The organism is Cupriavidus oxalaticus, from assembly GCF_038900635.1.
GTDB classification, from domain to species: domain Bacteria; phylum Pseudomonadota; class Gammaproteobacteria; order Burkholderiales; family Burkholderiaceae; genus Cupriavidus; species Cupriavidus oxalaticus_B.
The window spans coordinates 20,378-38,213 of sequence record NZ_JAYMRX010000015.1; the positions used below are offsets into that span (position 1 = coordinate 20,378).

28 protein-coding genes are annotated in these 17,836 nt (G+C 63.5%); 27 read left to right on the forward strand and 1 reads right to left on the reverse strand.

Features of this window, described 5'->3' with window-relative positions:
- Positions 1–70 precede the first annotated feature (70 nt).
- The gene (gene tuf / locus VSR71_RS21905) at positions 71–1,261 is read left to right on the forward strand and encodes an elongation factor Tu (protein WP_342915933.1); all 1,191 of its coding nucleotides are present in this window, start codon (positions 71–73) and stop codon (positions 1,259–1,261) included.
- A gap of 78 nt (positions 1,262–1,339) precedes the next feature.
- Positions 1,340–1,648, forward strand: coding sequence for a 30S ribosomal protein S10 (gene rpsJ, locus VSR71_RS21910; protein ID WP_006160488.1), 309 nt, complete (start codon positions 1,340–1,342; stop codon positions 1,646–1,648).
- A 96-nt stretch (positions 1,649–1,744) separates the two neighbouring features.
- Here rpsJ and VSR71_RS21915 read toward each other — a convergent pair whose 3' ends face one another.
- On the reverse strand, positions 1,745–2,764 hold the full coding sequence (locus tag VSR71_RS21915; RefSeq protein ID WP_342915939.1) for an AraC family transcriptional regulator: 1,020 nt from the start codon (positions 2,762–2,764) through the stop codon (positions 1,745–1,747).
- 321 nt (positions 2,765–3,085) lie between these two features.
- Between VSR71_RS21915 and VSR71_RS21920 the strand changes: the two genes are divergently transcribed.
- The 25 genes from VSR71_RS21920 to secY all read left to right on the forward strand — a co-directional run bounded on the left by VSR71_RS21920 (position 3,086) and on the right by secY (position 17,824).
- Positions 3,086–4,315, forward strand: a complete 1,230-nt coding sequence (locus VSR71_RS21920) for a dienelactone hydrolase family protein (protein WP_342915940.1) — start codon at positions 3,086–3,088, stop codon at positions 4,313–4,315.
- Positions 4,316–4,436: 121 nt separating this feature from the next.
- Positions 4,437–5,225, forward strand: coding sequence for an SDR family oxidoreductase (locus VSR71_RS21925; RefSeq protein WP_342915941.1), 789 nt, complete (start codon positions 4,437–4,439; stop codon positions 5,223–5,225).
- Positions 5,226–5,258: 33 nt separating this feature from the next.
- The gene (locus VSR71_RS21930; RefSeq protein WP_342915942.1) at positions 5,259–6,500 is read left to right on the forward strand and encodes a styrene monooxygenase/indole monooxygenase family protein; all 1,242 of its coding nucleotides are present in this window, start codon (positions 5,259–5,261) and stop codon (positions 6,498–6,500) included.
- A 1-nt stretch (position 6,501) separates the two neighbouring features.
- The gene (locus VSR71_RS21935) at positions 6,502–7,002 is read left to right on the forward strand and encodes a flavin reductase family protein (protein ID WP_342915943.1); all 501 of its coding nucleotides are present in this window, start codon (positions 6,502–6,504) and stop codon (positions 7,000–7,002) included.
- A 290-nt stretch (positions 7,003–7,292) separates the two neighbouring features.
- A complete protein-coding gene (gene rplC, locus VSR71_RS21940; RefSeq protein WP_010812397.1) occupies positions 7,293–7,943 on the forward strand; it encodes a 50S ribosomal protein L3 in 651 nt (216 codons plus the stop codon).
- Between the two features lie 12 nt (positions 7,944–7,955).
- The gene (rplD, locus tag VSR71_RS21945) at positions 7,956–8,576 is read left to right on the forward strand and encodes a 50S ribosomal protein L4 (RefSeq protein WP_010812396.1); all 621 of its coding nucleotides are present in this window, start codon (positions 7,956–7,958) and stop codon (positions 8,574–8,576) included.
- On the forward strand, positions 8,573–8,887 hold the full coding sequence (gene rplW, locus VSR71_RS21950) for a 50S ribosomal protein L23 (RefSeq protein WP_006576245.1): 315 nt from the start codon (positions 8,573–8,575) through the stop codon (positions 8,885–8,887). The genes rplD and rplW overlap by 4 nt, the downstream gene beginning before the upstream one ends.
- Before the next feature lie 2 nt (positions 8,888–8,889).
- Positions 8,890–9,720 (forward strand): 50S ribosomal protein L2, encoded by an 831-nt coding sequence (rplB, locus tag VSR71_RS21955; RefSeq protein WP_342915944.1) that lies wholly within the window; start codon positions 8,890–8,892, stop codon positions 9,718–9,720.
- A gap of 22 nt (positions 9,721–9,742) precedes the next feature.
- Positions 9,743–10,018, forward strand: coding sequence for a 30S ribosomal protein S19 (rpsS, locus tag VSR71_RS21960; protein WP_029047585.1), 276 nt, complete (start codon positions 9,743–9,745; stop codon positions 10,016–10,018).
- Positions 10,019–10,027: 9 nt separating this feature from the next.
- Complete coding sequence (rplV, locus tag VSR71_RS21965; RefSeq protein ID WP_224081396.1) at positions 10,028–10,357, forward strand: 50S ribosomal protein L22; 330 nt, start codon at positions 10,028–10,030, stop codon at positions 10,355–10,357.
- Between the two features lie 9 nt (positions 10,358–10,366).
- The gene (rpsC, locus tag VSR71_RS21970; protein ID WP_013958243.1) at positions 10,367–11,167 is read left to right on the forward strand and encodes a 30S ribosomal protein S3; all 801 of its coding nucleotides are present in this window, start codon (positions 10,367–10,369) and stop codon (positions 11,165–11,167) included.
- Between the two features lie 2 nt (positions 11,168–11,169).
- Positions 11,170–11,586 carry a 50S ribosomal protein L16 gene (rplP, locus tag VSR71_RS21975; RefSeq protein WP_006576240.1) on the forward strand — a complete coding sequence of 139 codons (417 nt, stop codon included), beginning with the start codon at positions 11,170–11,172 and terminating at the stop codon, positions 11,584–11,586.
- Between the two features lie 11 nt (positions 11,587–11,597).
- The gene (gene rpmC, locus VSR71_RS21980) at positions 11,598–11,792 is read left to right on the forward strand and encodes a 50S ribosomal protein L29 (RefSeq protein WP_010812390.1); all 195 of its coding nucleotides are present in this window, start codon (positions 11,598–11,600) and stop codon (positions 11,790–11,792) included.
- Complete coding sequence (gene rpsQ, locus VSR71_RS21985) at positions 11,789–12,067, forward strand: 30S ribosomal protein S17 (RefSeq protein ID WP_010812389.1); 279 nt, start codon at positions 11,789–11,791, stop codon at positions 12,065–12,067. The genes rpmC and rpsQ overlap by 4 nt, the downstream gene beginning before the upstream one ends.
- Before the next feature lie 278 nt (positions 12,068–12,345).
- Positions 12,346–12,714 (forward strand): 50S ribosomal protein L14, encoded by a 369-nt coding sequence (gene rplN / locus VSR71_RS21990; protein WP_010812388.1) that lies wholly within the window; start codon positions 12,346–12,348, stop codon positions 12,712–12,714.
- 9 nt (positions 12,715–12,723) lie between these two features.
- A complete protein-coding gene (gene rplX / locus VSR71_RS21995; protein WP_010812387.1) occupies positions 12,724–13,032 on the forward strand; it encodes a 50S ribosomal protein L24 in 309 nt (102 codons plus the stop codon).
- A 25-nt stretch (positions 13,033–13,057) separates the two neighbouring features.
- Complete coding sequence (gene rplE, locus VSR71_RS22000; RefSeq protein WP_010812386.1) at positions 13,058–13,600, forward strand: 50S ribosomal protein L5; 543 nt, start codon at positions 13,058–13,060, stop codon at positions 13,598–13,600.
- A gap of 9 nt (positions 13,601–13,609) precedes the next feature.
- Entirely contained in the window at positions 13,610–13,915 is a 306-nt protein-coding gene (gene rpsN / locus VSR71_RS22005; RefSeq protein ID WP_010812385.1) for a 30S ribosomal protein S14, read from the forward strand.
- Between the two features lie 27 nt (positions 13,916–13,942).
- Positions 13,943–14,338, forward strand: coding sequence for a 30S ribosomal protein S8 (gene rpsH, locus VSR71_RS22010; RefSeq protein WP_010812384.1), 396 nt, complete (start codon positions 13,943–13,945; stop codon positions 14,336–14,338).
- Between the two features lie 10 nt (positions 14,339–14,348).
- Complete coding sequence (gene rplF / locus VSR71_RS22015; protein WP_116320346.1) at positions 14,349–14,882, forward strand: 50S ribosomal protein L6; 534 nt, start codon at positions 14,349–14,351, stop codon at positions 14,880–14,882.
- Positions 14,883–14,893: 11 nt separating this feature from the next.
- Complete coding sequence (gene rplR / locus VSR71_RS22020; protein WP_010812382.1) at positions 14,894–15,250, forward strand: 50S ribosomal protein L18; 357 nt, start codon at positions 14,894–14,896, stop codon at positions 15,248–15,250.
- Positions 15,251–15,271: 21 nt separating this feature from the next.
- Positions 15,272–15,790, forward strand: coding sequence for a 30S ribosomal protein S5 (gene rpsE, locus VSR71_RS22025; protein WP_006160449.1), 519 nt, complete (start codon positions 15,272–15,274; stop codon positions 15,788–15,790).
- 10 nt (positions 15,791–15,800) lie between these two features.
- The gene (rpmD, locus tag VSR71_RS22030) at positions 15,801–15,983 is read left to right on the forward strand and encodes a 50S ribosomal protein L30 (protein WP_010812381.1); all 183 of its coding nucleotides are present in this window, start codon (positions 15,801–15,803) and stop codon (positions 15,981–15,983) included.
- 19 nt (positions 15,984–16,002) lie between these two features.
- On the forward strand, positions 16,003–16,437 hold the full coding sequence (gene rplO / locus VSR71_RS22035) for a 50S ribosomal protein L15 (protein WP_116320345.1): 435 nt from the start codon (positions 16,003–16,005) through the stop codon (positions 16,435–16,437).
- A 43-nt stretch (positions 16,438–16,480) separates the two neighbouring features.
- Positions 16,481–17,824 carry a preprotein translocase subunit SecY gene (secY, locus tag VSR71_RS22040; RefSeq protein WP_342915945.1) on the forward strand — a complete coding sequence of 448 codons (1,344 nt, stop codon included), beginning with the start codon at positions 16,481–16,483 and terminating at the stop codon, positions 17,822–17,824.
- Positions 17,825–17,836 lie beyond the last annotated feature (12 nt).

The window sequence follows — 17,836 nt, forward strand, 5'->3', positions numbered from 1 at the left end:
GCCGCCACGCCTTATCCGGCGTGGCGGTGTAATGAATCGAATCACAGTGAATTCCATTAGGAGCTGAAAAATGGCAAAGGAAAAGTTCGAGCGGACCAAGCCGCACGTGAACGTTGGTACGATTGGTCACGTTGACCATGGCAAGACCACGCTGACGGCAGCGATCGCCACGGTGCTGGCTGCGAAGTTCGGCGGTGCCGCCAAGAAGTACGACGAAATCGACGCAGCGCCGGAAGAGAAGGCACGCGGTATTACCATCAATACCGCCCACGTCGAGTACGAAACGGCCAACCGCCACTACGCGCACGTTGACTGCCCGGGCCACGCTGACTATGTGAAGAACATGATCACCGGTGCCGCCCAGATGGACGGCGCGATCCTGGTGTGCTCGGCCGCTGACGGCCCGATGCCGCAAACGCGCGAGCACATCCTGCTGGCCCGTCAGGTTGGCGTGCCTTACATCATCGTGTTCCTGAACAAGTGCGACATGGTGGACGACGCTGAACTGCTCGAACTGGTCGAGATGGAAGTTCGCGAGCTGCTGAGCAAGTACGAGTTCCCCGGCGACGACACCCCGATCATCAAGGGTTCGGCCAAGCTGGCACTGGAAGGCGACAAGGGCGACCTGGGCGAAGAAGCCATCATGCGCCTGGCCGACGCGCTGGACACCTACATCCCGACGCCGGAGCGTGCCGTTGACGGTACCTTCCTGATGCCGGTGGAAGACGTGTTCTCGATCTCGGGTCGCGGCACCGTGGTGACCGGCCGTATCGAGCGCGGCGTGGTGAAGGTCGGCGAAGAAATCGAAATCGTCGGTATCCGCCCGACCGTGAAGACCACCTGCACCGGCGTGGAAATGTTCCGCAAGCTGCTGGACCAGGGCCAGGCTGGCGACAACGTCGGTCTGCTGCTGCGCGGCACCAAGCGTGAAGACGTCGAGCGCGGCCAGGTGCTGTGCAAGCCGGGTTCGATCAAGCCGCACACCCACTTCACCGGCGAGGTGTACATCCTGTCGAAGGACGAAGGCGGCCGTCACACCCCGTTCTTCAACAACTACCGCCCGCAGTTCTACTTCCGTACGACCGACGTGACCGGCTCGATCGAGCTGCCGAAGGACAAGGAAATGGTCATGCCGGGTGACAACGTGTCGATCACCGTCAAGCTGATCGCCCCGATCGCCATGGAAGAAGGCCTGCGCTTCGCTATCCGCGAAGGCGGCCGTACCGTCGGCGCCGGCGTCGTGGCAAAGATCCTCGACTAAGCACTTCCTGGGACATGCCCGCGGGCATGTCCCCATTTAACTGGGCACGTTGCCCAATCGCTCTTTTAAGGAAATATCATGCAGAACCAGAAGATCCGTATCCGCCTGAAGGCTTTCGACTACCGCCTGATCGACCAGTCGGCTGCCGAAATCGTGGATACCGCCAAGCGTACCGGCGCGATCGTCAAGGGCCCGGTGCCCCTGCCGACCCGCATCCAGCGCTTCGACATCCTGCGTTCGCCGCACGTCAACAAGACCAGCCGCGATCAGTTCGAGATCCGCACTCACCAGCGCCTGATGGACATCGTCGATCCGACCGACAAGACGGTTGACGCGCTGATGAAGCTCGACCTGCCGGCCGGCGTGGACGTCGAGATCAAGGTGTAAAGATGTTTCGGGCCGCTCAGGCGGCTTGAGGCAGCAAAACGGCGAACCGTGTGGTTCGCCGTTTTGTTTTGGGCGGCCGCTTTCGTGTGGGGCCCGCTAACCCGCGCCGCGCCGTCGCAGCGTCTGCGCCGGGCACTCCCCGAACGCGCGCCGATACTCCGCGCTGAAGCGCCCCAGGTGCGCAAAGCCCCAGCGCAATGCCGCGGCGCTGACCGATGCCGCCGACGCATCGTTAAGCAGGTCGTGCCGCACGCGCTCAAGTCGCACGGTGCGCAGGTAGGCCATCGGTCCGATACCGCGATGCTCGCGGAAGCCGGCGAACAGGCTGCGTACGCTGACGCCGGCAACTTCCGCCAGCAAGGCCGGGGTCAAAGCCGCATCGGCGTTGGCATGCATGTACTCTTCCACCACCTTGACATGGCGCGGCGCCAACGGCTTGCCGTGCTCGCGCAGCGCGTCAGACAGGTTGTGCGGCTGCCGTGTCAGCAGCGTGCCGATGACCAGCTGCTCGAGCTGGCAGGCGGTGAGCGGATGGCGCGTGGTCTCGGGAGCGGTCTCGAGCATTGCCGCGAGGTAGCGCACCAGCTCATGCCAGGCGCCCGAGCGCCAGGCCATGCCGAGCGCGAAGCGCAGCGGCCGCGCTGGGCGCCGGCCGAGGTGCGCGGCGCAGACGCGTTCCAGCGCACTGCGTTCTATGCGTACGATCAGTTGGTCGTTGTCGGCGCTCCAGCGCATGACCAGCGGATCGCTGGGCGTCAGTACCGAAGCGCAGTCGGGCGTCGAGACGATGTGCTGGTCGCCACAGCGGATATCGGCGTGTCCTGACAGCGGCATCTGCACCAGCAGGAAGTCGCCGAGCGGGCCGGGATCGATGGTGACGTCGGCCCCATAGGCGAGGCGGTTGAAAGAGACAGCGCCAAGCGGCGCATGGTGCATGCGCGCCTGCAGCCGCGTGCCGCGCACGTCGAGCCGGTGCGGCTTGAATACACGGCCGACGGCGGCGCGCGTCTCGGCCAGGTCGGTCGAGGCGAACACGCACCGGGCGGGATCGCCGAGCAGGGCGCTCGCCAGCGGTCCCGTGGACGGAACAGCCGTGGCGGCGGGGGGCAGCTGCATTGTCTCGCTCCTCTGGCGTGGCCGCGGTGCTGCCGGGCAGGGCGGCCAGCGGGTGCTGGCGGAGCCCTGGCGCCGTGCGCGCCGCATGGTCCGGGGACGTGGCCGGCACGCACGCCGGCCCGCGGTTTCCCACGCGATCCACTATAGCGGATGCCCTTGCCGTCAGCGATGCAGCGTTGACCGGGTTTGCAGTTTCCTGCACTAATCGGATAGCCGCTGCAGCGGGCGGCTAGTTTGCTGCGGTGCGGAGCCACCATCATGGAAGCCAGCACGGCGGCGCCAGCGGACACCGTCAAGAGATAACGACAAGGAGACCAGGCCATGGGCCAGACCATCCAGATCCAGACCCCCGAGGGCAATTTCAGCGGCTACCTCGCCGTTCCCGCGACAGGGAAGGGCCCGGGAATCGTGCTGTGCCAGGAGATCTTCGGCGTCAATGCCACCATGCGGCAGGTCGCCGACTACTACGCCGAAGAGGGCTACACGGTGCTGGTTCCCGACCTGTTCTGGCGCCTCGCGCCCGGCATCGAACTGACCGACCGTGGTGAGGATTTCCAGCGCGCGCTCGGGCTCTATCAGCAGTTCGACGAAGCCAAGGGCGTGCAGGACGTGGGCGCGGCGCTGGACACGCTGCGGGCGCGCCCGGAATGCGTCGGCCAGACCGGCGTGCTGGGCTTCTGCCTGGGTGGCAAGCTGGCTTACCTGGCGGCGTGCCGGCTGCCGGACGTGGCCTGCGCGGTGGCGTATTACGGCGTGGGCATCGAGCATGCGCTGGGCGAGGCCGCACACGTGCGTGGGCGCCTGGTGCTGCATATCGCGGAAAAAGACGGCTTCTGCCCGCCGCAGGCACAGGCCGCGATCCGCGATGCCCTGGCCGGGCGCGACAACATCGAGGTCTATGTCTACCCGGGCGTCGACCACGCCTTTGCGCGTGCCGGCGGCGAGCACTTCGACAAGCCGTCGGCGTTGATGGCGCACCAGCGTGCGATCGCCGCGCTGCGCCGCGAGATGGGGCCGCACTTCGACTTCTCCGCACTGTGGGACAAGCACTGCGAGTATGAATTCGCCACGCGCGACGTCGATGCCACCATGGCGACGATGGTGCCGCAGCCGTATGTGAACCATATCCCGACCATGACCGGCGGTGTCGGCTACGCGCAGCTGCGGCGCTTCTACCAGAACCACTTTGTTCACAGCAATCCGCCCGATACCACGCTGATCCCGCTGTCGCGAACGATCGGCGCCACGCAGATCGTCGACGAATTGCTGTTCTGCTTCACGCATACCTGCGAGATCGACTGGATGCTGCCAGGCGTGCCGCCTACCGGCAAGCGCGTGGAGATTCCGCTGATCGCCATCGTCAAATTCCGTGGCGACAAGCTCTATCACGAGCATATCTACTGGGACCAGGCCAGCGTGCTGGTGCAGATCGGCAAGCTGGATCCGGCGGGTCTGCCGGTGGCGGGCGTGGAGACCGCGCGCAAGCTGCTGGACGAAGCCTTGCCGTCGAACACGCTGATGGCGCGCTGGCAAGAGAGCGAAGGCAAGTAGTGAAGTCAGGGTGGCGAGGGCAGGTGGCGAGTTCAGGTAGCGATCATTGCAGCATCGATCCGGCGCGGGCCCGCAGAGGCCCGCCCGGACCCGGACACGGATGGCAAACAAGGAGACAACCATGAAGGGATTGCAGGACAAGGTCGCCATCGTCACCGGCGGCGCCACGCTGATCGGCGCGGGCGTGGCGCGGGCCTTCGTCGAGGCCGGCGCGCGCGTGGCGATCTTCGATATCGATGCCGCCAACGGCGAGCGGGTCGCCGCGGAGCTGGGCAAGGACGCACTGTTCATCGCGGCCGACATCACGCGGGACGAGCAGGTTCGCCATGCGGTCAGCCAGGTCGCGCAGCGCTTTGGCGGCGTGGACTTCCTGGTCAACCTCGCCTGCACCTATCTCGACGACGGCTTCCGCTCCAGCCGTGCCGACTGGCTGGCGGCACTCGACGTCAACGTCGTGTCCGGCGTGATGCTGGCGCAGGCGGTGCAGCTGCAGATGCGCGCGCGCGGCGGCGGCGCCATCGTCAATTTCACCAGCATCTCGGCCAACGTCGCGCAGACCGGGCGCTGGCTCTATCCGGTATCGAAGGCGGCCATCGCGCAGCTGACGCGCAGCATGGCGATGGACCTGGCGCCCGATGGCATCCGCGTGAACTCGGTCTCGCCGGGCTGGACCTGGTGCCGGCTGATGGACGAAGTCAGCGGCGGCAACCGCGCCCGTACCGATGCCGTCGCCGCGCCTTTCCACCTGCTGGGCCGTGTCGGCGAGCCCGACGAAGTTGCACAGGTAGTGCTGTTCCTGTGTTCCGACCATGCCAGCTTCGTTACCGGCGCGGATTACGCCGTTGACGGTGGCTACAGCGCCATGGGCCCGGAGCAGAACGTCCCGGCCATCGGCAAGCTGGCCGGCTGACGCCATCCCCGCATCCAACCAGGAGACAACATCATGCGCCAACGCATCGCCATCGTCGGGGCCGGGCAGTCCGGCCTGCAAATGGCCCTCGGGCTGCAGGCGGCCGGCTACCAGGTCACGCTGCTGTCCAACCGCACGCCCGAACAAGTCCGCGCCGGCAAGGTCATGTCGAGCCAGTGCATGTTCGACCGCGCCTTGCAGACCGAGCGAGACCTCGGCCTCAACTGGTGGGACGACACCTGCCCGCCGGTCGAGGGCATCGGCCTGGCCGTGCCGCATCCCGAGCAGCCCGGCGCGAAAGCCATCGACTGGGCCGCGCCGCTGGACCGTCCGGCGCAGGCGGTCGACCAGCGGTTGAAGATGCCGGCATGGATGGAAGCCTTCGCCGCGCGTGGCGGCGACCTGCGCATCGTCGACGTCGGCGTGGACGAGCTGGAAGCGCTGACGCGCGAGCACGACCTGGTGCTGCTGGCCGCCGGCAAGGGCGAGGTCGTGAGCCGCTTCGAGCGGGATGCGCAGCGCAGCCCGTTCGACAAGCCGCAACGCGCGCTGGCGCTGACCTACGTGACCGGCATGGTGCCGCGCGAGCCGTTCTCGCGGGTTTGCTTCAACCTGATCCCGGGCGTCGGCGAATACTTCGTCTTCCCGGCGCTGACGCTGTCGGGGCCGTGCGAGATCATGGTGTTCGAGGGCATTCCTGGCGGGCCGATGGATCGCTGGGCCGAGGCGCGCACGCCCGAGCAGCACCTCGCGGAAAGCCTGCGCATCCTGCGTACCTATGCGCCGTGGGAAGCCGAGCGCTGCGAGCGCGTGGCGCTGACCGACGACAACGGCATCCTGGCGGGCCGCTTCGCGCCGACGGTGCGCAAGCCGGTGCTGACGCTGCCTTCGGGCCGGCTGGTATTCGGCATGGCCGATGCCGTGGTGGTCAACGACCCGATCACCGGCCAAGGCTCCAACAATGCCGCCAAATGCTGCAAGGTCTATCTCGACGCCATCCTCGACCATGGCGAGCGGCCGTTCGACCGTGACTGGATGGAGCAGACCTTCGCCCGCTACTGGCAATACGCCGGCGATGTCGTGGCCTGGACCAACTCGCTGCTGACTCCGCCGCCGCCCCATATCCTGGCCTTGCTGGGCGCGGCGGGGCAGGCGCCGGCGCTGGCGGCGCGCATCGCCAACGGCTTCGACAATCCGCCGGACTATTTCCCATGGTGGATGGACGCGCAGGCCTGCCACCAGCTGATCGACCACCATCTGCCACGGGCTGCCTGACATGGACACCATCAGTCATGCCGCGACACTGCTCGATCCGCGCGAGCTGCGCCGGGTTTGCGGCCGCTACGCGACCGGCGTGGCGGTCATCGGTGCCTGTACGGCGCAGCAGCGGCCGGTCGGCATCACCGTCAACTCGTTCGCGTCGCTGTCGCTGGCGCCGCCGCTGATCCTGTGGAGCCTGGCGTCGCACTCGCCCAACGCGCCACTGTTCGTCCCGGGCCAGCCCTTCGGCGTCAGCATTCTGCGCGCCGGGCACGGTGAGCTGGCGCGCCGCTTCGCCACCCCCGCGGCGGACAAGTTCGCCCGCGTGCGCCATACGCGCTGCGCCCGGGGCGTGCCATACCTTGACGACGCGCTCGCCACGCTCGCGTGCCGGGTCGAGCGTGCCGATCCCGTGGGCGACCACCTGCTGATCGTGGGCGCGGTGGAGTCAATCTCCGCGCAAGAGGGCGAGCCGCTGGTCTTCTATGGCGGCGGCTTCGTGCGCGTCGCAGCCTGACTTCCGCATGCCGGCGGGCGGCGCCGGCCGCCCTCGCGCCACCTTCGTGCCAGCTTTTGCGCACATCTGTCTGCATCCGGCTGACAACACCCGCCGGCAAATCGCAATTGCTTATTGCCCTTTCCTCAGGGAATGGTTATAGTGTAAGGCTACCCGTGTCTCCGGGTAGTGGGTTGGTCGTTTTGGCCATGCGCAGTCCTCTTTAGCGCAGCCCACCCGCGCACAAGCGCAAACACAGTTTTCGTGTATCAATCAGCCCCGGCCAATCGCAGCTGGGAATGGAGCAAACCATGAGCCTTGGCCTTGTAGGTCGCAAGGTTGGCATGACCCGTATTTTCACGGACGACGGTGAAGCAATTCCCGTGACCGTGGTCGAGGTCGGCGACAACCGCGTGACGCAAATCAAGACGGACGAGACCGACGGTTATACCGCGGTTCAAGTCACCTTCGGCGCACGACGCGCAAGCCGCGTCACCAAGCCGCTGGCGGGTCACCTCGCCAAAGCCGGCGTGGAAGCCGGCGAAATCATCCGCGAATTCCGTATCGATGCAGCCAAGGCTGCCGAACTGCAAGCTGGCGGTTCGCTGTCGGTCGACCTGTTCGAAGTCGGTCAGAAGATCGACGTGCAGGGCGTGACCATCGGTAAGGGCTACGCCGGTACCATCAAGCGCTACCACTTCGCCTCCGGCCGTGCCACCCACGGTAACTCGCGCTCGCACAACGTGCCGGGCTCGATCGGTATGGCGCAGGACCCGGGCCGCGTGTTCCCGGGCAAGCGCATGACCGGTCACCTGGGCGATGTCACCCGCACCGTGCAGAACCTGGAGATCGCCAAGATCGACGCAGAGCGCAAGCTGCTGCTGGTCAAGGGCGCCATCCCGGGCTCCAAGAACGGCAAGGTCATCGTTACCCCGGCCGTCAAGGCCAAAGCCAAAGCTTAAGGAGCGCATGTAATGGAACTCAAGCTCCTCCAGGACAATGGCCAGATCGGCGCGGGCGTTGACGCTTCGCCCGAAGTGTTCGGCCGTGACTACAACGAAGCCCTCGTTCACCAGATCGTCGTCGCTTACCAGGCCAACGCGCGCAGCGGTAACCGTAAGCAGAAGGATCGTGAAGAGGTCAAGCACACGACCAAGAAGCCCTGGCGCCAGAAGGGTACGGGCCGCGCCCGTGCCGGTATGTCCTCGTCGCCGCTGTGGCGCGGGGGTGGCCGTATCTTCCCGAATTCGCCGGAAGAGAACTTCACCCAGAAGGTCAACAAGAAGATGTTCCGTGCCGGCATGCGCTCGATTTACTCGCAGCTCGCACGTGAAGGCCGTATCAATGTGGTGGACGGTTTCACCGTCGACGCGCCCAAGACCAAGCTCTTGGCCGACAAGTTCAAGGCCATGGGCCTGGACTCGGTGCTGATCATCACCGACAGCCTCGACGAAAACCTCTACCTGGCTTCGCGCAACCTGCCGCACGTGGCAGTTGTCGAGCCGCGCCAGGCTGATCCGCTGTCGCTCGTGCACTACAAGAAGGTGCTGGTGACCAAGGCAGCCGTCGCGCAGATCGAGGAGTTGCTGAAATGACGCAAGTAGCCAAGAACGATCATCGTTTGATGCAGGTGCTGCTCGCGCCGGTGGTTTCCGAAAAGGCAACCCTGGTCGCCGACAAGAATGAACAAGTCGTGTTCGAAGTGGCTCGCGATGCCAACAAGGCAGAAGTGAAGGCCGCCGTCGAACTGCTGTTCAAGGTCGAGGTGCAGTCCGTTCAGATCCTGAACCAGAAGGGCAAGCAGAAGCGCTTCGGCCGTTTCATGGGCCGTCGCAACCACGTGAAGAAAGCTTACGTGTCGCTGAAGCCGGGTCAGGAAATCAATTTTGAAGCGGAGGCCAAGTAATCATGGCACTCGTCAAGACCAAGCCGACTTCCCCGGGTCGTCGCTCGATGGTGAAGGTCGTCAACAAGGACCTTCACAAGGGCGCCCCGCACGCTCCGCTGCTGGAAAAGCAATTCCAGAAGTCGGGCCGTAACAACAATGGTCATATCACCACCCGCCACAAGGGCGGTGGTCATAAGCACCACTACCGCGTGGTCGACTTCAAGCGCAACGACAAGGACGGCATCCCCGCCAAGGTCGAGCGCCTGGAATACGATCCGAACCGCAGCGCCAACATCGCGCTGGTGCTGTTCGCCGACGGCGAGCGCCGCTACATCATCGCCACCAAGGGCATGGTTGCCGGTCAGCAACTGCTGAACGGTGCGGAAGCGCCGATCAAGGCCGGCAACAACCTGCCGATCCGCAACATTCCGGTTGGTACCACGATCAACAACGTGGAAATGCTGCCGGGCAAGGGTTCGCAGATCGCACGCGCCGCCGGCGGTTCCGCCGTGCTGCTGGCTCGTGAAGGCCTGTACGCCCAGGTTCGCCTGCGCTCCGGTGAAGTGCGCCGCGTGCACATCGAGTGCCGCGCCACCATCGGTGAAGTGGGCAACGAAGAGCACAGCCTGCGCGTCATCGGCAAGGCCGGTGCGACCCGCTGGCGCGGTATCCGCCCGACGGTGCGTGGTGTCGTGATGAACCCGGTGGATCACCCGCACGGTGGTGGTGAAGGCAAGACTGCTGCTGGTCGTGATCCGGTTTCGCCGTGGGGTACCCCGGCCAAGGGTTACCGTACCCGTAGCAACAAGCGCACGGACAGCATGATCGTCCAGAAGCGCCACAAGCGTTAATCGGTAGGTAGGAGCTAAAGATATGACTCGTTCCGCTAAAAAGGGTCCGTTCTGCGACGCCCACCTGCTGAAGAAGGTGGAAGTTGCAGTCAGCGGCAAGGACAAGAAGCCCATCAAGACTTGGTCGCGCCGCTCGACCATTCTGCCGGAGTTCATTGGCCTGACGATCGCCGTGCACAACGGCCGTCAACACGTGCCGGTGTACGTGACGGAAAACATGGTTGGCCACAAGCTCGGCGAATTTGCGATCACCCGCACGTTCAAGGGCCACGCGGCTGACAAGAAAGCGAAGAGGTAAGGTGCCATCATGGAAGTGAAAGCGATTCATCGCGGTGCCCGCATCTCCGCCCAGAAGACGCGCCTGGTCGCTGACCAGATCCGCGGTCTGCCGATCGAGCGCGCGCTCAATGTCCTGGCGTTCAGCCCGAAAAAGGCTGCCGGGATCGTGAAGAAGGTGGTCGAATCGGCCATCGCCAACGCTGAGCACAACGAAGGCGCCGACATCGACGAACTGAAGGTCAAATCGATCTACGTCGACAAGGCGACCTCGCTCAAGCGCTTCACCGCACGGGCGAAGGGCCGCGGCAACCGCATCGAGAAACAAACCTGTCACATCACTGTGACGCTCGGCAACTAAGGAGTCACGATGGGACAGAAGATTCATCCGACTGGCTTCCGTCTGGCTGTCAGCCGTAACTGGGCTTCGCGCTGGTACGCCAGCAACACGAAGTTCGCCGGCATGCTGAAGGAAGACATCGAAGTTCGCGACTTCCTGAAGAAGAAGCTGAAGAACGCATCGGTTGGCCGCGTCGTGATCGAGCGCCCCGCCCGCAATGCCCGTATCACCATTTACAGCTCGCGTCCGGGCGTGGTGATCGGCAAGAAGGGTGAGGACATCGAACTGCTGAAGGCCGAACTGCAGCGTCGCATGGGCGTGCCCGTGCACGTGAACATCGAGGAAATCCGCAAGCCGGAAACCGATGCTCAGCTGATCGCCGATTCGATCACCCAGCAGCTCGAGCGCCGCATCATGTTCCGCCGCGCCATGAAGCGCGCCATGCAGAACGCGATGCGCCTGGGCGCCCAGGGTATCAAGATCATGAGCGCCGGCCGTCTGAACGGTATCGAAATCGCACGTACCGAGTGGTACCGCGAAGGCCGTGTGCCCCTGCACACCCTGCGCGCCGACATCGACTACGGCTTCTCCGAAGCAGAAACCACCTACGGCATCATTGGTGTCAAGGTGTGGGTCTACAAGGGTGATCACCTCGGCCGCAATGACGCGCCGGTGGTGGAAGAGCCGCAAGACGACCGTCGTCGTCGCCCGGGTCGTCCGGAAGGCCGCCGCCGTGAAGGCGAAGGCCGTCCGGGTGGCAACCGTCGCGGTGGCGCCGGTGCAGGTGCCGGTCGCCGCGGTGCGCCTGGCGATGCGAAGAGTGGAGAATAACGATGCTGCAACCTAAGCGCAGAAAATACCGCAAGGAGCAGAAAGGCCGCAACACGGGTAAGGCTACCCGTGGCAACGCCGTGTCTTTCGGCGAATTCGGCCTGAAGGCAATGGGCCGTGGCCGTCTGACCGCTCGTCAGATCGAGTCGGCACGTCGTGCGATGACCCGTCACATCAAGCGTGGCGGCCGCATCTGGATCCGGATCTTCCCGGACAAGCCGATCTCGAAGAAGCCCGCTGAAGTCCGTATGGGTAACGGCAAGGGCAATCCGGAATACTACGTGGCTGAAATCCAGCCGGGCAAGATGCTGTACGAAATGGATGGCGTGAGCGAAGAGCTGGCGCGTGAGGCGTTCCGCCTCGCGGCCGCCAAGCTGCCGATCGCCACCAATTTCGTGGTGCGCCAGGTCGGGACGTAAGGAGAGCAGGAATGAAAGCATCCGAACTTCGCGGCAAGGACGCCGCAGGCCTGAACCAGGAGCTCTCCGAGCTGCTGAAGGCCCAATTTAGCCTGCGCATGCAAAAGGCAACCCAACAGCTGCAGAACACCAGCCAGCTGAAGAAGGTTCGCAAGGACATCGCGCGCGTGCAAACCGTGCTGACTCAAAAGGCGAACGCGAAATGACTGAAGCTGCACAAACGGAAAAGTCGCTTCGCCGCACCCTGGTCGGCCGTGTCGTGAGCGACAAGATGGACAAGACCGTTACGGTCTTGGTGGAAAACCGCGTCAAGCATCCCCTGTACGGCAAGTACGTGCTGCGTTCCAAGAAGTACCACGCACACGACGAAGCCAACCAGTACAAGGAAGGCGACAAGGTCGAAATCCAGGAAGGCCGTCCGCTGTCGCGGACCAAGTCCTGGGTGGTTTCCCGGCTGGTAGAGGCTGCTCGCGTCATCTAAGAACAACACGTTCTTAGCTTGACTTGCAAGTCCAGGATTATGTAGCTATAATCCTGGACTTCCGCTTTATTGCGTTCGCCTAAGTTGTACCACCCAGGCGGGCCTGTTTAGCGAGCCAGGGCCAGGCGGCCTCGACGATCTGTCGGGATTGCCAGGTTCCTACCGACTTCAAAGTTGATCAACCCAGACGGTGCTGGCGCAAGGCCGGAGCCGACGGGACCAAGACTGACCGACGGGCGCTATGGCACCTGGCGGATTAAGTTGGGAAGACAAACACCATGATTCAGACAGAAAGCCGGCTCGAAGTAGCCGATAACACTGGTGCGCGCGAAGTGCTGTGCATCAAGGTGCTGGGTGGCTCCAAGCGCCGCTACGCAAGCGTTGGCGACATCATCAAGGTGACCGTCAAGGACGCAGCGCCGCGCGGTCGCGTGAAGAAGGGCGACATCTACAACGCCGTCGTCGTGCGTACCGCCAAGGGCGTTCGCCGCGCTGACGGTTCGCTGATCAAGTTCGACGGCAATGCCGCCGTCCTGCTGAACAACAAGCTCGAGCCGATCGGCACCCGTATCTTCGGGCCGGTGACTCGTGAACTCCGTACCGAGCGCTTCATGAAGATCGTGTCGCTCGCTCCGGAAGTGCTGTAAGGAGCCGACATGAACAAGATTCGCAAAGGCGATGAAGTCATCGTCCTGACCGGCAAGGACAAGGGCAAGCGCGGTACCGTGCAGGCCGTGCTCGGTGACAAGGTTGCGGTGCAAGGCGTGAACATCGCCAAGAAGCATGCGCGCCCGAACCCGATGCTCGGCACCACCGGTGGCGTGGTTGACAAGGTCATGCCGCTGCATATTTCCAACGTTGCGCTCGTGGATGCCAATGGCAAGCCGTCGCGCGTCGGCATCAAGGTGGAAGACGGCAAGCGCGTGCGCGTGCTGAAGACCACCGGCGCCGTCGTGGCAGCTTGATTCTGGGCACGTTTAGGAGTTGAGCATGGCAGCACGTCTGCAAGAGTTTTACAAAGAACAGGTTGTGCCGAAACTGATCGAACAGTTCGGCTACAAGTCGGTCATGGAAGTGCCGCGCATCACCAAGATCACCCTGAACATGGGCCTTGGCGAAGCGATCAATGACAAGAAGATCATTGAAAACGCCGTCGGCGACCTGACCAAGATCGCCGGTCAGAAGCCGGTCGTGACGAAGGCCAAGAAGGCCATCGCTGGCTTCAAGATCCGCCAGGGCTACCCCATCGGTGCGATGGTGACCCTGCGCGGCGAGCGCATGTTCGAATTCCTCGATCGTTTCGTCACCGTGGCCCTGCCGCGCGTGCGTGACTTCCGTGGTGTGTCGGGCCGTTCGTTCGACGGTCGTGGCAACTACAACATCGGTGTGAAAGAGCAGATCATTTTCCCCGAAATCGAGTACGACAAGATCGACGCACTGCGTGGTCTGAACATCAGCATCACGACGACGGCAAAGAACGACGAGGAAGCCAAGGCACTCCTCGGTGCGTTCAAGTTCCCGTTCCGCAATTAAGGGGTAACCGTGGCTAAACTGGCTCTGATTGAACGTGAGAAGAAGCGCGCCAAGCTGGTGGCAAAATATGCCGCCAAGCGCGCCAACCTCAAGGCCATTATTGACGACCAAGAGAAGTCGGAAGAAGAGCGTTACAGCGCGCGTCTCGAGCTGCAACAGCTCCCGCGCAACGCGAACCCGACTCGCCAGCGTAACCGCTGCGCGATCACCGGTCGTCCCCGCGGTACCTTCCGCAAGTTTGGCCTGGCGCGTAACAAGATCCGCGAAATCGCCTTCAAGGGCGAAATCCCGGGTCTGACGAAAGCCAGCTGGTAATTACGCACAGGCTACAGGAGAAACAGTATGAGCATGAGCGATCCTATCGCCGATATGCTGACGCGCATCCGCAACGCCCAAGGCGTGCAGAAGGCGTCGGTTGTCATGCCGTCGTCGAAGCTGAAAGTGGCAATCGCCAAGGTCCTGAAGGACGAAGGCTACATCGACGATTACGCCGTCCAGGAAGATGGCGGCAAGGCACAACTGAGCATCGGCCTGAAGTACTACGCCGGCCGTCCGGTGATCGAGCGCATCGAGCGCGTCTCGAAGCCCGGCCTGCGCGTGTACAAGGGCCGCAGCGACATCCCGCAAGTGATGAACGGCCTGGGTGTGGCGATCATCTCGACCCCGCAGGGTCTGATGACCGACCGCAAGGCTCGCGCCACCGGCGTGGGCGGCGAAGTTCTCTGCTACGTCGCTTAAGGAGAGAACCATGTCCCGTGTAGGTAAGGCTCCCATCGCGCTCCCCAAGGGCGCGGAAGTGAACGTGGCAGCTGGCGTGCTCTCCGTCAAGGGTCCGCTGGGTACGCTGTCGCAACCGATTCACAGCCTGGTCAAGGTCAATGTCGAGAACGACACGCTGACCTTCTCGCCGGCTGACGAGTCGCGTGAAGCAAACGCCCTGCAAGGCACCATGCGCGCCCTGGCGGCGAACATGGTCAAGGGCGTGACCACCGGTTTCGAGCGCAAGCTGAACCTCGTTGGCGTGGGCTACCGTGCCCAGCTGCAAGGCGCTGCGCTGAAGCTCCAGCTTGGTTTCTCGCACGACGTGATCCATGAGATGCCGGAAGGCGTGACGGCGGCAACGCCGACGCAGACCGAGATCATCATCAAGGGTGCGGACAAGCAGAAAGTCGGTCAGGTTGCCGCGGAAGTTCGCGCGTACCGCCCGCCTGAGCCCTACAAGGGCAAGGGTGTGCGCTACAGCGACGAGCGCGTCATCCTGAAGGAAACCAAGAAGAAGTAAGGGGTGCAATGATGAACAAGAAAGACGCTCGTTTGCGCCGTGCACGTCAGACCCGCGCCAAGATCGCGGAGATGAAAGTCAATCGTCTGACCGTGTTCCGTACGAATTCGCATATTTACGCCCAGGTTTTCTCGGAGTGCGGCACCAAGGTGCTGGCTTCCGCGTCGACCGCCGAGGTGGAAGTGCGCAAGGAACTGGATGGCAAGGGCGCTACCGCCGCTGCCGCCACTGTGGTTGGCAAGCGCATCGCCGAGAAGGCGAAGGCTGCCGGCGTGGAAACCGTCGCGTTCGATCGCGCCGGCTTCCGTTTCCATGGCCGCGTGAAGGCCCTGGCAGACGCCGCCCGCGAAGCCGGCCTGAAGTTCTAAGCGCATAGAGAGAGATACGTCATGGCAAAGATGCAAGCAAAAGTCCAACAGGACGAACGCGACGACGGCCTCCGCGAGAAGATGATCTCGGTCAACCGTGTCACCAAGGTGGTGAAGGGTGGCCGGATTCTCGGTTTCGCAGCGCTGACCGTGGTTGGTGACGGCGATGGCCGCATCGGCATGGGCAAGGGCAAGGCCAAGGAAGTGCCGGTTGCTGTTCAGAAGGCAATGGACGAAGCCCGTCGCAAGATGGTCAAGGTCTCGCTGAAGAACGGCACGCTGCAACACGAAGTCGTTGGCAAGCACGGCGCCGCCAAGGTGCTGATGATGCCCGCCAAGGAAGGTACCGGCGTGATCGCCGGCGGCCCGATGCGCGCGATCTTCGAAGTGATGGGCGTCACCAACGTGGTGACCAAGTCGCACGGCTCCACCAACCCGTACAACATGGTTCGCGCCACGCTGGACGGCCTTCAGAAGATGAGCACGCCGGGCGAAATCGCCGCCAAGCGTGGCAAGTCGGTCGAAGACATCCTGGGTTAAGGTGAACGCAATGTCGCAGAAAACCGTAAAAGTGCAACTCGTGCGCAGCCTGATCGGCACGCGCGAGGATCATCGCGCCACCGTGCGTGGCCTGGGCCTGCGCCGCATCAACTCGGTGTCGGAGCTGCAGGACACGCCCGCCGTGCGCGGCATGATCAACAAGGTCTCGTACCTGGTCAAGGTTCTGGCCTGATCGGGACTTGGAGAGCAAGATGCAACTGAACAACCTGAAACCGGCCGCCGGTTCGAAGCACGCCAAGCGTCGCGTCGGCCGCGGTATCGGCTCCGGCCTGGGCAAGACTGCCGGTCGCGGTCACAAGGGTCAGAAGTCGCGTTCGGGCGGCTTCCACAAGGTGGGCTTCGAAGGCGGTCAAATGCCGCTGTATCGTCGCCTGCCGAAGCGCGGCTTCACCTCGCTGACCAAGGCGTTCACCGCCGAAGTCACGCTGCGTGACATCGAGCGCCTGGAAGCGGCTGAAGTCGACCTGCTGGTCCTGAAGCAAGCTGGCCTGGTGGGCGAGCTGGTCAAGAGCGCCAAGGTCATCAAGGCTGGCGAACTGACCCGCAAGGTGTCGATCAAGGGTCTGGGCGCCACCGCTGGTGCCAAGGCCGCGATCGAAGCCGCCGGCGGCCAGATCGCAGCCTGACAGGCATTTATCGCAGCATAGGCAGTTATAGTCGGAGCATCGTTTGGCCACGGCGAAACCCAATGCAAGCGCGCAAGCCAGGAACACGGCGAAGTACGGCGACCTCAAGCGCCGCCTGATGTTCCTGGTGCTGGCCCTGATCGTGTACCGCATCGGCGCTCATATTCCGGTGCCCGGTATCGATCCGGAGCAGCTTGCGAAGCTTTTCCAGAGTCAGTCGGGTGGCATCCTCGGGATGTTCAACCTGTTCTCGGGCGGGGCGCTGTCGCGCTTTACCGTCTTCGCGCTCGGCATCATGCCGTACATCTCGGCGTCGATCATCATGCAGTTGCTGACGATCGTGCTGCCGCAGCTGGAAGCGCTGAAGAAGGAAGGGCAGGCAGGGCAGCGCAAGATCACGCAGTACACGCGTTACGGCACCGTGGTCCTGGCCACGTTCCAGGCGCTGTCGATTGCGGTGGCGCTGGAGTCGCAGCCTGGGCTGGTGCTGGATCCTGGCCTGATGTTCCGGGCCACGGCGGTGATCACGCTGGTGACCGGCACGATGTTCCTGATGTGGCTGGGTGAGCAGATCACCGAGCGCGGTCTCGGCAACGGCATCTCGATCATCATCTTCGGCGGTATCGCGGCGGGGCTTCCCAACGCGATCGGCGGACTGTTTGAACTGGTCCGAACGGGTTCCATGAGCATCATCGCGGCGATCTTCATCGTGGCGATCGTGATCGGTGTGACCTTCGCCGTGGTGTTTGTCGAGCGTGGCCAGCGCAAGATCCTGGTGAACTATGCCAAGCGTCAGGTCGGCAACAAGGTGTACGGCGGCCAGTCGTCGCACCTGCCGCTGAAGCTGAACATGGCAGGGGTGATTCCGCCGATTTTCGCATCGTCGATCATCCTGTTCCCGGCAACGATCGCGGGCTGGTTTACGTCTGACGCGACCGGCTCGGTGGGCGGGTTCATCAAGGACCTGGCTGCCACGCTGTCGCCGGGCCAGCCGGTCTATATCCTGCTGTACGCTGCTGCGATTGTATTTTTCTGCTTCTTCTACACGGCCCTGGTCTACAACAGCCGTGAAGTGGCAGACAACCTGAAGAAAAGCGGTGCCTTCATTCCGGGCATTCGTCCGGGCGAGCAGACGACGCGCTATATCGACAAGATCCTGGTGCGTTTGACGCTGGCTGGTGCGATCTACATCACACTGGTCTGCCTGTTGCCGGAATTCCTGGTGCTGCGCTGGAACGTTCCGTTCTATTTCGGCGGAACCTCCCTGCTGATCATCGTGGTCGTCACGATGGACTTCATGGCCCAGGTTCAGTCCTATGTCATGTCGCAGCAGTATGAGTCGCTGCTGAAGAAGGCGAATTTCAAGGGCAATCTGACCTTGCGCTGACTTCGGATCGGT

What these genes read in the sequence shown, in the direction of transcription:
- tuf (WP_342915933.1), top strand. Translation starts at nt 71, where the DNA reads ATGGCAAAGGAAAAGTTCGAGCGGACCAAGCCGCACGTGAACGTTGGT.
- rpsJ (WP_006160488.1), top strand. Translation starts at nt 1,340, where the DNA reads ATGCAGAACCAGAAGATCCGTATCCGCCTGAAGGCTTTCGACTACCGC.
- VSR71_RS21915 (WP_342915939.1), bottom strand. Translation starts at nt 2,764, where the DNA reads ATGCAGCTGCCCCCCGCCGCCACGGCTGTTCCGTCCACGGGACCGCTG.
- VSR71_RS21920 (WP_342915940.1), top strand. Translation starts at nt 3,086, where the DNA reads ATGGGCCAGACCATCCAGATCCAGACCCCCGAGGGCAATTTCAGCGGC.
- VSR71_RS21925 (WP_342915941.1), top strand. Translation starts at nt 4,437, where the DNA reads ATGAAGGGATTGCAGGACAAGGTCGCCATCGTCACCGGCGGCGCCACG.
- VSR71_RS21930 (WP_342915942.1), top strand. Translation starts at nt 5,259, where the DNA reads ATGCGCCAACGCATCGCCATCGTCGGGGCCGGGCAGTCCGGCCTGCAA.
- VSR71_RS21935 (WP_342915943.1), top strand. Translation starts at nt 6,502, where the DNA reads ATGGACACCATCAGTCATGCCGCGACACTGCTCGATCCGCGCGAGCTG.
- rplC (WP_010812397.1), top strand. Translation starts at nt 7,293, where the DNA reads ATGAGCCTTGGCCTTGTAGGTCGCAAGGTTGGCATGACCCGTATTTTC.
- rplD (WP_010812396.1), top strand. Translation starts at nt 7,956, where the DNA reads ATGGAACTCAAGCTCCTCCAGGACAATGGCCAGATCGGCGCGGGCGTT.
- rplW (WP_006576245.1), top strand. Translation starts at nt 8,573, where the DNA reads ATGACGCAAGTAGCCAAGAACGATCATCGTTTGATGCAGGTGCTGCTC.
- rplB (WP_342915944.1), top strand. Translation starts at nt 8,890, where the DNA reads ATGGCACTCGTCAAGACCAAGCCGACTTCCCCGGGTCGTCGCTCGATG.
- rpsS (WP_029047585.1), top strand. Translation starts at nt 9,743, where the DNA reads ATGACTCGTTCCGCTAAAAAGGGTCCGTTCTGCGACGCCCACCTGCTG.
- rplV (WP_224081396.1), top strand. Translation starts at nt 10,028, where the DNA reads ATGGAAGTGAAAGCGATTCATCGCGGTGCCCGCATCTCCGCCCAGAAG.
- rpsC (WP_013958243.1), top strand. Translation starts at nt 10,367, where the DNA reads ATGGGACAGAAGATTCATCCGACTGGCTTCCGTCTGGCTGTCAGCCGT.
- rplP (WP_006576240.1), top strand. Translation starts at nt 11,170, where the DNA reads ATGCTGCAACCTAAGCGCAGAAAATACCGCAAGGAGCAGAAAGGCCGC.
- rpmC (WP_010812390.1), top strand. Translation starts at nt 11,598, where the DNA reads ATGAAAGCATCCGAACTTCGCGGCAAGGACGCCGCAGGCCTGAACCAG.
- rpsQ (WP_010812389.1), top strand. Translation starts at nt 11,789, where the DNA reads ATGACTGAAGCTGCACAAACGGAAAAGTCGCTTCGCCGCACCCTGGTC.
- rplN (WP_010812388.1), top strand. Translation starts at nt 12,346, where the DNA reads ATGATTCAGACAGAAAGCCGGCTCGAAGTAGCCGATAACACTGGTGCG.
- rplX (WP_010812387.1), top strand. Translation starts at nt 12,724, where the DNA reads ATGAACAAGATTCGCAAAGGCGATGAAGTCATCGTCCTGACCGGCAAG.
- rplE (WP_010812386.1), top strand. Translation starts at nt 13,058, where the DNA reads ATGGCAGCACGTCTGCAAGAGTTTTACAAAGAACAGGTTGTGCCGAAA.
- rpsH (WP_010812384.1), top strand. Translation starts at nt 13,943, where the DNA reads ATGAGCATGAGCGATCCTATCGCCGATATGCTGACGCGCATCCGCAAC.
- rplF (WP_116320346.1), top strand. Translation starts at nt 14,349, where the DNA reads ATGTCCCGTGTAGGTAAGGCTCCCATCGCGCTCCCCAAGGGCGCGGAA.
- rplR (WP_010812382.1), top strand. Translation starts at nt 14,894, where the DNA reads ATGAACAAGAAAGACGCTCGTTTGCGCCGTGCACGTCAGACCCGCGCC.
- rpsE (WP_006160449.1), top strand. Translation starts at nt 15,272, where the DNA reads ATGGCAAAGATGCAAGCAAAAGTCCAACAGGACGAACGCGACGACGGC.
- rpmD (WP_010812381.1), top strand. Translation starts at nt 15,801, where the DNA reads ATGTCGCAGAAAACCGTAAAAGTGCAACTCGTGCGCAGCCTGATCGGC.
- rplO (WP_116320345.1), top strand. Translation starts at nt 16,003, where the DNA reads ATGCAACTGAACAACCTGAAACCGGCCGCCGGTTCGAAGCACGCCAAG.